This is a genomic window from Rathayibacter sp. AC451 (assembly GCF_979253095.1).
This window is the reverse complement of the sequence record NZ_CEEDBD010000001.1, coordinates 188309-201228: the sequence shown is the minus strand read 5'-3', so window position 1 is coordinate 201228 and position 12920 is coordinate 188309. Positions and strand designations below refer to the sequence as shown.

Here is a 12920-nt window from a genome sequence, read left to right as displayed (position 1 = left end):
CCTGACACCGCCGGGCGCCCGGCGCTAGGCGGGGTCGCGGCGGGTCGCGGCCACGACGCTCGGGAGGAAGATCATCGCGGTGGCGGCGAGGGCGGGAGCCAGCAGCGCCCAGCCGATGTCGGGTGCGGCGTACTGCCCCTGGAAGGCGCCGAGCGCGACGGCCATCTGCACGAGCTGCATCGTCAGGGCGGAGCCGCGCATCCAGCTGCGTCGGCGGATCGCACCGAGGGTGGTCGCCGCGGCCCAGCCCAGGGCGATCAGACCGAGCACCACGATGGCGATGCCGCCGCCCGGCGTGTCCGGACGGGTGGTGAGCAGCTCGAGCAGGAGCCACCCCGAGAGCAGAGCGACCGCGAGCGTCTCGAGGCCGAGGATCGCGATGAGCACCAGGAGCCCGAGAGGACGCCCAGCGCTCTTCGAGCCGGTCGGAGTGCCGTTCCCATCAGTGATCACAGCCACATCCCATCCAGGACTCTTGATTCGGGTGAGCCACCATGAGAGGCTACTTGAGTTCGTTTCACCGCTCACAGGGTCGTGGGTTTCCGCAGATGTGAACAACCCGATCCTGTCGAGCCGCGAGGCCCGATCGCGACACGGGTGAGCTCGTCCGGATGAATCGAGCGCCACCCCGTCCACCACCCCGAACCGCCTTGCGCAGCCGCGTGAGGCCTCGTGGCGTGCGCCGGTGAGTGCGCTCGTGCCGTCCGCCTCCGAGGTCGATCGTCGGCGTGACTCGATCATCTCACCCGAACACTGCGTGGTTCCTCCACGCACGCCTTCACACAAGGAGCACCTGCATGGACTGGCGCGACAAGGCCGCTTGCCTCACCGCTGACCCCGAGCTTTTCTTCCCCGTCGGGAACACCGGACCCGCGGTCGACCAGATCGAGAAGGCGAAGTCGGTGTGCGCCCGGTGCACCGTCACCGAGGTCTGCCTCCAGTACGCGCTCGAGACCGGACAGGACTCGGGCGTGTGGGGCGGCCTCAGCGAGGACGAGCGCCGCGCCCTCAAGCGCCGCGCCGCCCGCGCCCGCCGCGCCTCCTAGGCGCCCCGGCCGCCCGGCGGCCCGCAGCTCCCGACCCCCGCTCGCCCCTGGCGACGGGGGTCGCTCTGCTTCCCGGGCCGACGCGTCAGTCGCGGGAGCGGGCCAGCCAGCGCAGCGGCACCTCGATCGTGACCTCGGTGCCGCGGCCGACCAGCGTGTGCCAGTCGATCGTGCCGCCGAGCTCGCCCTGGATGAGGGTGCGCACGATCTGCGTGCCGAGGCCCGAGCCCACCTTCCCCTCGGGCAGGCCCACCCCCGTGTCGCGGACCTTGACCGTGAGCACGTCGTCGTTGCGCGTCGCGACGATCTCGACGTCGCCCTCGCGTCCGGCGAGACCGTGCTCGACCGCGTTCGTGACGAGCTCTGTCAGCGCCAGGGCGAGCGGAGTCGCGTACTCGCTCGGCAGGTTGCCGAAGCTCCCGCTGAGCTTGGGGTGCACGGTCGTGTTGTGCGTCGAGGCGACCTCGGCGATGAGCATCAGGACGCGGTCGAACACCGCGTCGAAGTCGACGTCCTGGTTGAGACCCTCCGACAGGGTGTCGTGCACGACGGCGATGGCGGCGACGCGGCGCATGGCCTGCGTGAGCGCCTCGCGTGCGAGATCGGAGTGGGTCCGGCGCGCCTGGATCCGCAGCAGCGACGCGACGGTCTGCAGGTTGTTCTTGACCCGGTGGTGGATCTCGCGGATCGTCGCGTCCTTGGTGATGAGCTCGCGCTCCTGGTGGCGCAGCTCGGTGACGTCGCGGCAGAGGACGACGGCACCGACCCGCTCGCCGCGATCGCGGATGGGGATGGCGCGCAGCGACACCGTCACTCCGCGGGCCTCGATGTCGGTGCGCCACGGCGCGCGCCCGGTGACGACGAGGGGCAGGGACTCGTCGATGACGAGCTTCCCCTGGATGAGGCCGGTCGTCACCTCGGCGAGGGACTCCCCCTCGAGCTCGTCGACGAAGCCGATGCGGTTGAACGCCGAGAGGGCGTTGGGGCTCGCGAACGTCGTGATGCCGTCGACGTCGAGGCGGATGAGCCCGTCGGAGGCGCGCGGCGCGCCTCGGCGGGGGCCGGTCGGGGCGCCCAGATCGGGGAAGTCGCCCGACGCGATCATCGAGAACAGGTCGTTCGCGCAGTCGTTGAACGTCAGCTCCTGACGGCTGGGGGTGCGCGTCTCGCTGAGGTTCGTGTGGCGGGTGACGACGGCGATCGGCCGCTCGGTGGTCTCGGGGTTCGACGCGCCCAGGCGGCGGATGACCGGCACGGCCCGCACGCGGGTCGGGGTCTCCTCGAACCAGTCGGGAGCGGAGGTGTCGACGATGCGCGCGGACTCGAACGCCTCGACGACCTGCGCGCGCCACTCCGACTTGATCCGCTGGCCGACGAAGTCGCGGTAGAACAGCGTCGCCGCGCTGGAGGGGCGCGCGTGCGCGACCGCGACGAAGCTGTCGTCCGCGGTGGGCACCCACAGCACGATGTCGGCGAAGGCCAGGTCGGCGAGCAGCTGGGCGTCGCCGACCAGGAGGTGGAGCCATTCGACGTCCGCGTCCGTGGAGCGGCCGTGGGCGAGGACGAGATCACTGAGGGTCGACACGACGACCAGCCTAGGCGCTCGGAGTCGGGCGTCCGGGCGGTCTGGAGGGGCCGCCGCCACCGTTGCGCCGCCCGCGGATCCGAGCCGTGGCGACGACGCCCCGCGGAGTCCTCGCGGAGTCAGACCCCCCGGCCGGCGGGAGTCGCGGGGAGGACGACGCGGACGCCCTTCTCCCTGAGCGCCTCCGCGAGCTCGGGCGGCGGAGGCGCATCCGTGACGAGGTAGTCCGCCCGCTCCAGCGCGGCCACCTGCGCGAAGAGGGTCCGGCCGAACTTGGTCTGGTCGGCCAGGATCGCGACGCGCTCGCACCGCGCGATCATCTCGCTCATCATCACGCCCTCGGCCAGGTTGCTCGTCGAGTAGCCGCTCTCGGCCGAGACGGCGCCGACCGAGATGAGGCCGATGTCGCAGTGGAGATCGACCGAGCTGCCGGAGTCGGAGTGCGCGAAGCCGACGGGGCCGACGGTGGACTGCCCGCCGAGCCGGACGGCCCCTCCGAACACGAACAGATCGCGGCAGACCTTCGACCCGATCTCGGCGGGGACGCGCAGGTTGTTGGTCGCGATCGTCAGCTCGCGGTGGTCGTGGAGGTGCCGGACGACCGCGAGCGACGTCGTGCCGGCGTTGATCATGACGACGGATCCGTTGTCGACCAGTCCGGCGGCCAGGGACCCGATCCGCTCCTTGGCCCCGCGCTGCAGACTCAGGCGCACATCGAGGCGCTTCTCCGTCGCCGGCATCACCGACAGGCTGACGGCACCGCCGTGGGTGCGGACGAGGTAGCCGTCGGCGTCGAGCTGGTCGAGATCGCGGCGCACCGTGTCGGCCGAGACCGAGAACCGGCGGGCGAGCGCGGCCACGGTCACCTCTCCCGCCTCTGCCACGTACGCCGCCAGATCGGCCTTCCTCCCGGCGGGGAGCCGGAGGGGCTGGTCGGTGACCAAGGACGAGTCGTCGGTGTCGGGCATGGGGGTTGTCTAACACCGGGCGCAGGAACACGCAACTTCGGGCGCCCCCGTCCGCGGTGTCCCGCCTTTGCTCGGCATCTGTGGCGCATCGAGGAGTTTCCTGCATGTTCTTGCGTTCCTTAGCGGCACTGGTTACCTTCGCAGAAGACAAGCGCATGAATGCGCACACAACAGCAGACAACTGCAGAGTTGCAGGGGAGTGACATGAGCAAAGGTGCTCGCATCAGAAGAGCCGTCGTCTTCACCGTCAGCGCGGCGTTCGCCGCGACGATGATCACCGGCTGCAGCCAGGGCGGCGGTGCCTCCGAGTCGGGAGGCGACGTGACCCTCGAATTCGCGCAGTGGTGGGAGCCCGAGCTGTCGGACGGCGCCCTCCGCGGACTCATGGACGAGTTCGAGGCGGCGAACCCCGGCATCACGGTCGACCTGCTGAGCGGCCCCTACGCCTCGACGAAGGAGCAGCTCTTCGCCGGAGCCGCCGCCGGCACCATGTCGGACGTCGTGGGGCTGGACGGTGCGTGGATCAGCGACTTCGCCAAGCAGGGCGCTCTCGCGGATCTCAGCCCGCTCCTCTCCGACGCGGGCTTCGACGAGAGCGAGCTCTCCTCGACGGTCGTCGTCGACGGGAAGACCGCCATGGTCCCGGTCGTCAACTTCGTCTACCCGCTCTTCACCAACGACGCTCTCCTCGCCGAGGCGGGCGTCACCGCTCCCCCGTCGACCCGGAGCGAGTTCGAGGCGGCGGCGAAGGCGATCACCGCCCTCGGCGGCACCACGAGCGGCTGGGTGCTGCCGCTCTCGAGCGATGCGCCCAACGGCATCCAGAACGATGTCATGTCGTGGGTCTGGGCCTCCGGCGGGAGCATGCTGGCCGACGGGAAGCCCGATCTGACCAACGCCGACGTCACCAGCGCGATCGAGTACATCGCCGGCCTCGACGAGGCGGGCGTGATCGCTCCGGGAGCCGCCACGATGAAGGAGCAGGACAAGGTCGAGGAGTTCACGAACGGACGCGTCGGCATGATGATCGACTCCCTCTCGCACATCGCCACCATCCGGGAGTCCAACCCCGACCTGAAGTTCAGCATCTCCGCCATCCCGGCGGAGGACGGCTTCAGCGGCGAGCGCGGCATCCCCTACGCCTCCTGGGGCATCGGGGTCTCGGCCAGCAGCGAGCACCCGGCCGAGGCCGCGAAGCTCGTGTCGTTCCTGATGAGCGCCGACACCAACTCCGAGCTGTCGACGCTGGCGAACGCCTTCCCCGGCAACACCGCCTCGACGCCCGACTTCTCGGACAGCGACCCGCTGTACCAGCAGGCGTTCGACATCTACTCGGCCGGCTACCCGGCGAACGAGTTCGTCGGGCTCCCCGTCGCCGAGCAGCTGATGCGCGAGTTCGACGAGCAGCTGCAAGCAGCCCTCAACGGCGATCAGAGCGTCGACGAAGCGCTGGAGAAGTCCCAGGAAGCCTGGCTCGGCGAGTTCTGAGCCGTGCCGCATCCGACACCGGTCGTGCCGCGGGGGTCCCACCCCGCGGCACGACCGCCCCTCACCCCGCCGCAGACAGAAGGAGGAGCGCCGTGGTCTCCCTGCTGAGCACTCCCCCGCGTCCCGCCGCGGGCACGCCCGCCCCCGCTCCGGCCGGGCGCCGGTCCCTGCGCGGCCTCGCGCCGTACCTGTACCTCTCGCCCACGGCGATCGTGATGCTGGTCCTCATGCTCGTGCCGGTGCTGCTGGTGATCGGCTACTCGTTCTTCGACAACGTGATCACGAATCCGAAGCCCGTGTTCGTCGGGATCGCGAACTACGTCGAGGTACTCGGCGATCCGAAGTTCCGCACGGCCACCGGCAACACCATCGTCTTCGTCGGCGTGAGCGTCGCCGCCCACCTCGTCCTCGGACTCGGGTTCGCGATGCTGCTGAACTCGCCGCTCGTCCCGACCCTGGCGAAGTCGCTGTTCCGGGTCGTCTACGTGCTGCCGTGGCTCTTCACCGTCGCGATCATCGCGGTGCTCTGGCGGCTCCTGCTCAACCCCAACGGCGTCCTCAACTACGCGCTCATCTCGCTCGGGCTGACCGACACGGGTGTCGAATGGCTCGCCTCCCCCGCGACCGCGCTGCTCTCGGTGACGTTCATCAACATCTGGGCGGGCTACTCCTTCTACATGATCACGCTCCTGGCGGGACTGCAGGGCATCCCGCACGACCTCTACGAGGCGGCGAAGGTCGACGGAGCGAGCTCCTGGCAGCGCTTCTGGAACGTCACCATCCCTCAGCTCAAGCCGATCATCATCAGCATGTCGGTCCTGGACATCATCTGGACCTCTCAGCAGTTCGCCCTGATCTGGATGACCACGGGCGGCGGACCGATCGACGCGACCGAGATGCTCAGCACTTACACCTACAAGCTCGCGTTCAGCCGGTACGAGTTCTCGGTGGCCTCGGCCAGCGCCGTCCTGATCCTCCTCCTCACCATGGTGCTCGCCGTCTTCTACGTGCGGAACCAGAAAGCCAGGGACTGACGTGACCGCCACCGCACCGCGACCGCCCGTGCGCACGCCGAAGCTGATCGCCGCCAAGGCCGGAGTCTGGATACTCCTCCTGATCGGTGCCGCCTTCGCCGGGCTGCCCATCCTCTGGATGGCCGCGAGCTCGTTCAAATCGAACACCGAGATCTTCGAGTACCCGCCCCGGCTCATCACCGACACGTTCTCCTTCTCGGCCTACGCGGGGATCCTCGGCGATCCGACCAAGGTGCGCTTCTTCGTCAACAGCTACGTCGTCGCACTCGCGGTCGTCGTCGTGACGCTCGTCGTCGCGATCCTGGCCTCCTACGCGTTCAGCCGGTACGAGTTCCGCTTCAAGCGGCCGATCAACGTCGTCATCGTCAGCATCCAGGCGGTGCCGCCTATCACGCTGCTGATCCCGTTCTTCGGGCTGATGGTGACGCTGCGCCTCTACAACACCTACCAGGGGCTGATCCTCACCTACCTGGTCTTCACCCTGCCCTACGCGATCATCATGCTGACCGGCTACTTCAACACCCTCCCGCGCGACCTCGACGAGGCGGCGCGCATGGACGGGGCGGGTCCCATGACCGTGCTCTGGCGGATCCTGGTGCCGATCGCGATCCCCGGGATCGTCTCGGTCGGCATCTACACCTTCATGATCGCGTGGAACGAGTACCTCTTCGCGCTCACCCTCACCAGGACCGACGACATGCGCACGGTGCCCATCGGCATCCAGCTGCTCATGGGCCAGAACTCCTACGAGTGGAACGAGATGATGGCGATGAGCATCCTCGGATGCGTTCCCGTCCTCCTCCTCTTCCTCTTCTTCCAGCGGTACTTCATCGGCGGCATGACCGCCGGGGCCGTCAAGAGCTGAGTCGCGCGACCGCGCGTCCGGAACCCATCACCACCCTCACGAGAAGGACTGTCAGAGAATGCTTGTATCCGGAAAAGATCTGCTGGACGTCGCGAACGCGAACGGGTTCGCCGTCCCGGCGTTCAACGTCAGCGACTACGCCATGATGACCGGGCTCTTCGAGATCAGCGAGGAGAAGGAGTCGCCCCTGCTCATCGCGATCCACCCCGATGAGCTCAGCCACACCGGAGTGGACATCCTGCACTCGATCATCGCCCGCGCGCACCGCTCCAGCGTCCCCGTCACGATCCACCTCGACCACGGTGCGACCTACGAGCAGGTGCTGCTCGCGATCAAGTCGGGCTTCACCTCCGTCATGATCGACGGCTCGATGCTGCCGTACGACGAGAACGTGGCGATCACCAAGCGCGTCGTCGACGCCGCGCACGCGGTGGGAGTGTCGGTCGAGGGCGAGCTCGGCACGATCGGCAAGACCGACAACGAGGCGGAGGACGGCGCCGCGAACATCATCTACACCGAGCCGGACGAAGCGGTCGACTTCGTGGCGTCGACCGGGGTCGACAGCCTGGCCATCGCCATCGGCACGAGCCACGGGCTGTACCCGGCCTCGATGAAGCCGGCGCTCAAGCTCGACCTCCTCGCCGAGATCAAGAAGCGGGTCGCCGTGCCGCTCGTCCTGCACGGCGGGTCGAACAACCCGGACGCCGAGATCGCCGAGTCGGTGAAGCGCGGGGTGAACAAGATCAACATCTCGAGCGACATCAAGGCCGCGTACCACAAGCGGATGCGCGAGGTCCTGGCCGATCCCTCGGTCCGCGAGCCCAACACCATCCAGCCGCCGTCCATCGCCGCCATGAAGGAGACCGCGGCCGAGAAGATCGACCTGTTCGGCTCCGCCGGCAAGGCCTCGCTCTACTAGGCCGGAGGGGACAGCGTGAACGAGAGGATCGTGCTCGGCCTCGGCGGGACCGTCGACTACGAGATCGACTGGGACGACTCCGTCGTCCAGGCGCTCGTGGACGACTACGGGATCCGCCGGGACGAGCTGACCAGGACCGCGGAGATCGCCTCCGAGCGGGACCTGGTCGTCACGATCCTCGCGTTCCTCGCCGACGGTGCGGGAGGGGAGAGATTCGCCTCCTCCTCCCGCATCGTCGAGGAGTTCGCACGACGGTTCCCCTTCCGGACCACTCTCGGCGGCACGGGGATCCGCGCCGGCTACGCCCTCGCGGTGCACGGGCTCGTGGCGACCCAGCACCTCGTCAGCATCGACGACGAGGTGCGCCGACTCCTGCCGGCGGGCAACGACTCCGTCTCGAGCGCCGTCGAGGACAGCACGGATCCGCACCTCATCGTGCAGTTCCCGCGCGGAGCGACGGTGCGGCTGGGGACGGACGTGCTCGAGGCACCGCATCCGAACCGGGTGATCGTCTCGAACGACCCGCCGAACCGGGAGCTGCGGATCGCCGAGGGGCTCGGCGAGGTCCTGACGGACGCGCAGGTGCTCCTGATCTCGGGATTCAACAGCATCCAGGACATGGCCGTTCTCGACGAGCGCCTGCGCACGATCGTCCGCCATCTCGAGGCGCTCCCGCGCGACGCCGTGGTGATCTACGAGGACGCCGGGTTCCACCTGCCCGCGCTCCAGCAGCGGGCGCGAGCGGCTCTGCTGCGCCGCGTGGACGTGGTGAGCATGAACGAGGACGAGCTGCAGGCACTGCTCGGGCGGCCCCTCGACCTCCTCGACCCGGAGGCGGTGGTCTCCGCCCTCTCCGTCGCCTCCTCCGCACTCGGCTCCCGTGACCGGGAGGGTCCCGTGCTCGTCGTGCACACCCGGCACTGGTCGGCCGCCGTCGGGGTCGGCGCCGAGCGCTATCGAGGGGCCCTCGCGGGTGGCGTGCGGATGGCGAGCACGCGCTACCTCCTCGGCGACGCGATCACGGTGGAGGACTACGACCGGATGTCGCGCCTGCCCGTCCAACCGGGCGGTGAGCGGGTCTGCGCGCTCGTCGAGACCCGACTCGACGCCTGCTGCCTCCCGGCCCTCGTCCTCGAGACGGACAGGCCCACCACGATCGGCCTCGGCGACTCCTTCGCCGGCGGATTCGTGTCGGCGCTCGTGCGAGGTGCCGCGGCCTGACTCCGGGTGCTGCGCGCGGCGCTCCCGGCGGATGCGCGAGCGGGTCCATCGAGGCCGGGTGCTGACCGCCGGCCTCCCGGGCGACCGGAGCCGAGGAGCGCGGACGCCGACGGGAGCGACTCATCCGGGCGCCGGTGGTCTCGATCCGGCCCACGGGGCGCTCCTGGTCACCGCACCTGCGCCGTTGCGCGCCTGGTTATCCACAGTGGCGCGTCGGCACAGGAGGTGAGCATCGCTCGACTGCTTCGATGGGGCGTCCCCTCGCGCCTGACCCTGAGCGCGATCCGCACCGCCCGAGCAGAAAGGTGACCCGACCCATGGATCGCTCGTTCCACCTCCGGAGCACTCCGCATGAGCCGCCCCTCGCACGCCTTCGACTACCGCTCCCTCCCCCTGGAGCCCCTCACCCCGTCCACCCCGACGGCGGTGTTCTTCGCCGCCCAGCCGGCGACGCGGGCCGAGCTCCCCGATCCGGAGCCGATCCTGTCGAGGCTGACCCTGCTGGTCGTCGAGATCCTCGCGGGCTCCCGTGACATCGACCAGATCGCGCGCTGGCTGACGGACGACGTCTACCGGCATCTGCAGAAGCGCGTCGTCCTGGCCGCGCGCGCCCGGAGCCTCCAGGGCCGTCCGGCGCACCGCATCCCGTTCACCGTCGGGAGGGTGGTGATGTCGGAGCCACGCGACGGAGTGGTCGAAGCGGTGATCCTCGTGCACAACCGAGTGCGCACCCGCGCCGTCGCCATCCGTCTCGAGGGCATGGACGCCCGGTGGCGTGCGACCGCCGTCAACGTGCTCTGAGGACGACCGCCGAAGACACCGCAGGCCCCGCCCGCCGCACGAGCGGGGACGGGGCCTGCGGCGCGGGCCTCAGCGGCGCTTGGACTGCGCGCGGCGCTCCTGGCGGTTGGCGGGGGTGTCGTCGTCCGGCGGGGTCTGCTGACCGAACGCGCCGGTGGTCGCCGCGTCCTCGGCCTCGCCCTCGGGCAGTGCCGCGCGGGCCTCGGCCGCGCGCGCCTTGGCGGTGGCCGCCTGCTGCACCTTGCCGCGCTGGTCGCGCACCTCGACTCCGCCCGAGTCGCTCGGAGCCGAGTAGCTCAGCTTCTCGACCGGGGCGACGGGCTCGGCGAGCCCCTTCGCCGCGACTCCGGCGACCTCGCCCTGCTTCTGCGTCACCTCGACCTCCAGGTTGAACAGGAAGCCGACGGTCTCCTCGCGGATCTGCCCCATCATCTGCTGGAACAGGGCGAAGCCCTCGCGCTGGTACTCGACCAGCGGGTCGCGCTGCGCCATGGCACGCAGGCCGATGCCGTCCTTGAGGTAGTCCATCTCGTAGAGGTGGTCGCGCCAGCGGCGGTCGATCACCGAGAGCACGACGCGGCGCTCGAGCTCGCGCATGGCCGGCGAGCCCAGCTGGTCCTCGCGGCGCTGGTAGGCGAGCTTGGCGTCCGAGAGGATCTCGCGGCGCATGAACTCCTTGTTGATGCGCCCTCGGCTGCCCGCCTCCTGCACGACCTCGTCGATCGTGAGGCTGATCGGGTAGAGGGTCTTGAGCTCGGTCCAGAGGGCGTCGAAGTCCCAGTCGTCGCCGTTGCCCTGGCCGGTGTGCACCTCGAGGATCTCGTCGATCACGTCGACGAGGAACTTCTGGGTGCGCTCGTGCAGGTCGTCGCCCTCGAGGATGTGGCGGCGGTCGGAGTAGATCGCCTCGCGCTGGCGGTTCAGGACGTCGTCGTACTTGAGGACGTTCTTGCGGATCTCGGCGTTGCGCGCCTCGACCTGCGACTGCGCGCTGCGGATGGCGCGCGACACGACCTTCGACTCGATGGCGATGTCGTCCGGGACGTTGCCGCGGCCCATGAGCGCCTCGGCCGCGCCGGAGTTGAACAGGCGCATGAGATCGTCGGTGAGCGAGAGGTAGAAGCGGCTCTCCCCCGGGTCGCCCTGACGGCCGGAGCGGCCGCGAAGCTGGTTGTCGATGCGGCGCGACTCGTGGCGCTCGGTGCCGAGGACGTAGAGGCCGCCGGCGGCCTGGACCTTCTCGGCCTCCTCGGCGACCTTCGCCTTGACGCCCTTGAAGACGTCGTCCCACGCCGCCTCGTAGTCGTCCGGGGTGTCGACGGGGCTGAGGCCCTTGGCGGTCATCTCGGCGACGGCCAGGAACTCGGCGTTCCCGCCGAGCATGACGTCGGTGCCGCGGCCGGCCATGTTGGTGGCGACCGTGACGGCGCCGAGGCGACCCGCCTGGGCGACGATGGCCGCCTCCCGCGCGTGGTTCTTCGCGTTCAGCACCTCGTGCCGCACGCCCTTCTTGGCGAGCAGGCGCGAGAGGTACTCGCTCTTCTCGACGCTCGTGGTGCCCACGAGGACGGGCTGGCCCTTCGCGTGGCGCTCGACGATGTCCTCGACGACCTGCTCGAACTTGACCTGCTCGTTCTTGTAGACGAGGTCCGGGTTGTCGATGCGCTGCATCTTGCGGTTCGTCGGGATCGGGACGACACCGAGCTTGTACGTCGCCATGAACTCGGACGCCTCGGTCTCGGCGGTTCCGGTCATCCCCGAGAGCTTGGAGTAGAGGCGGAAGTAGTTCTGCAGCGTGACGGTCGCGAGGGTCTGGTTCTCGGCCTTGACCTGCACGCCCTCCTTCGCCTCGATCGCCTGGTGGATGCCCTCGTTGTAGCGGCGGCCGGCGAGGATGCGCCCGGTGTGCTCGTCGACGATCATGACCTCGCCGTTCAGCACGACGTAGTCCTTGTCCTTCTTGAACAGGGCTCGGGCCTTGATCGAGTTGTTGAGGAAGGAGATGAGCGGGGTGTTGGCCGACTCGTAGAGGTTGTCGATGCCGAGGTAGTCCTCGACCTTCTCGATGCCGGGCTCGAGCACGCCCACGGTGCGCTTCTTCTCGTCGACCTCGTAGTCCTCGCCCTCGACGAGGCGCTTGGCGAGCCCCGCGAACTCCGAGAACCAGCGGTTCGCCTCGCCCGACGCGGGGCCGGAGATGATCAGCGGGGTGCGCGCCTCGTCGATCAGGATCGAGTCGACCTCGTCGACGATCGCGTAGAAGTGCCCGCGCTGGACCATGTCCTGCGCCTGCCACGCCATGTTGTCGCGCAGGTAGTCGAAGCCGAACTCGTTGTTCGTGCCGTAGGTGATGTCGGCGGCGTACTGCTCGCGGCGCTGCTCGGGGGTCTGGCCCGCCAGGATGACGCCGGTCGTCATGCCGAGGGCGCGGAAGACGCGCCCCATCAGCTCCGACTGGTACGACGCGAGGAAGTCGTTGACCGTGACGATGTGGACGCCCCGGCTGGCGATGGCGTTGAGGTACGCCGGGAGGGTCGCGACGAGGGTCTTGCCCTCGCCGGTCTTCATCTCGGCGATGTTGCCGAGGTGCAGGCCCGCCCCGCCCATGAGCTGGACGTCGAAGTGGCGCAGGCCCAGGGTGCGCCGGGACGCCTCGCGGACGGCGGCGAACGCCTCCGGCAGCAGGTCGTCGAGGGACTCGCCGTTCGAGTAGCGCTCGCGCAGCTCGACGGTCTCGTTCTTCAACTCCTCGTCGCTGAGGTGCGTGAAGTCCTCTTCGAGGGCGTTGACGGCTTTCGCGTAGTTCTCGAGGCGGCGGATGATCCGCCCCTCCCCGACGCGAAGGACCTTTTCGAGAACTGAGGCCACGGGGTACTCCAAAACGTAGAAGACAGGCGCCCGGCGCCAGAGCGCGGACCGCGACCAGCCTAGTCGCGGAGCGCTGGACGCGGACGGAGGACGCGTCCGCCCTCGGCGGACGCACGGACCGGCGG

The 12920-nt window shown here is 69.4% G+C and carries 11 protein-coding genes; 7 read left to right on the top strand and 4 right to left on the bottom strand.

Features of this window, described 5'->3' with window-relative positions; genetic code table 11:
- Window positions 1-24: 24 nt before the first annotated feature.
- Complete coding sequence (locus AC0CID_RS00940) at window positions 25-453, bottom strand: hypothetical protein (RefSeq protein WP_465225470.1); 429 nt, start codon at window positions 451-453, stop codon at window positions 25-27.
- Window positions 454-797: 344 nt separating this feature from the next.
- On the opposite strand from AC0CID_RS00940, the gene AC0CID_RS00935 reads away from it, so the two are divergent.
- A complete protein-coding gene (locus AC0CID_RS00935; RefSeq protein ID WP_055788231.1) occupies window positions 798-1046 on the top strand; it encodes a WhiB family transcriptional regulator in 249 nt (82 codons plus the stop codon).
- An 85-nt stretch (window positions 1047-1131) separates the two neighbouring features.
- Here AC0CID_RS00935 and AC0CID_RS00930 read toward each other — a convergent pair whose 3' ends face one another.
- Both AC0CID_RS00930 and AC0CID_RS00925 read right to left on the bottom strand, forming a co-directional pair.
- Window positions 1132-2631: a sensor histidine kinase gene (locus tag AC0CID_RS00930; RefSeq protein ID WP_465225469.1), complete on the bottom strand. Its 1500-nt coding sequence runs from the start codon at window positions 2629-2631 to the stop codon at window positions 1132-1134.
- A gap of 119 nt (window positions 2632-2750) precedes the next feature.
- A complete protein-coding gene (locus tag AC0CID_RS00925; RefSeq protein WP_465225468.1) occupies window positions 2751-3599 on the bottom strand; it encodes a DeoR/GlpR family DNA-binding transcription regulator in 849 nt (282 codons plus the stop codon).
- Between the two features lie 204 nt (window positions 3600-3803).
- On the opposite strand from AC0CID_RS00925, the gene AC0CID_RS00920 reads away from it, so the two are divergent.
- From AC0CID_RS00920 to AC0CID_RS00895, 6 genes are all read left to right on the top strand, one after another.
- The gene (locus tag AC0CID_RS00920) at window positions 3804-5087 is read left to right on the top strand and encodes an ABC transporter substrate-binding protein (RefSeq protein ID WP_465225467.1); all 1284 of its coding nucleotides are present in this window, start codon (window positions 3804-3806) and stop codon (window positions 5085-5087) included.
- A gap of 92 nt (window positions 5088-5179) precedes the next feature.
- A complete protein-coding gene (locus AC0CID_RS00915; protein ID WP_465225466.1) occupies window positions 5180-6121 on the top strand; it encodes a carbohydrate ABC transporter permease in 942 nt (313 codons plus the stop codon).
- Between the two features lies 1 nt (window position 6122).
- Complete coding sequence (locus tag AC0CID_RS00910; protein WP_465225465.1) at window positions 6123-6986, top strand: carbohydrate ABC transporter permease; 864 nt, start codon at window positions 6123-6125, stop codon at window positions 6984-6986.
- A gap of 58 nt (window positions 6987-7044) precedes the next feature.
- On the top strand, window positions 7045-7905 hold the full coding sequence (locus AC0CID_RS00905; protein WP_207406453.1) for a ketose-bisphosphate aldolase: 861 nt from the start codon (window positions 7045-7047) through the stop codon (window positions 7903-7905).
- Between the two features lie 15 nt (window positions 7906-7920).
- Entirely contained in the window at window positions 7921-9126 is a 1206-nt protein-coding gene (locus AC0CID_RS00900; protein WP_465225464.1) for an ADP-dependent glucokinase/phosphofructokinase, read from the top strand.
- Between the two features lie 351 nt (window positions 9127-9477).
- On the top strand, window positions 9478-9927 hold the full coding sequence (locus AC0CID_RS00895; protein WP_242683322.1) for an Rv3235 family protein: 450 nt from the start codon (window positions 9478-9480) through the stop codon (window positions 9925-9927).
- A 69-nt stretch (window positions 9928-9996) separates the two neighbouring features.
- On the opposite strand, the gene secA is transcribed toward AC0CID_RS00895, so the two are convergent.
- The gene (gene secA, locus AC0CID_RS00890) at window positions 9997-12795 is read right to left on the bottom strand and encodes a preprotein translocase subunit SecA (RefSeq protein ID WP_465225463.1); all 2799 of its coding nucleotides are present in this window, start codon (window positions 12793-12795) and stop codon (window positions 9997-9999) included.
- Window positions 12796-12920 lie beyond the last annotated feature (125 nt).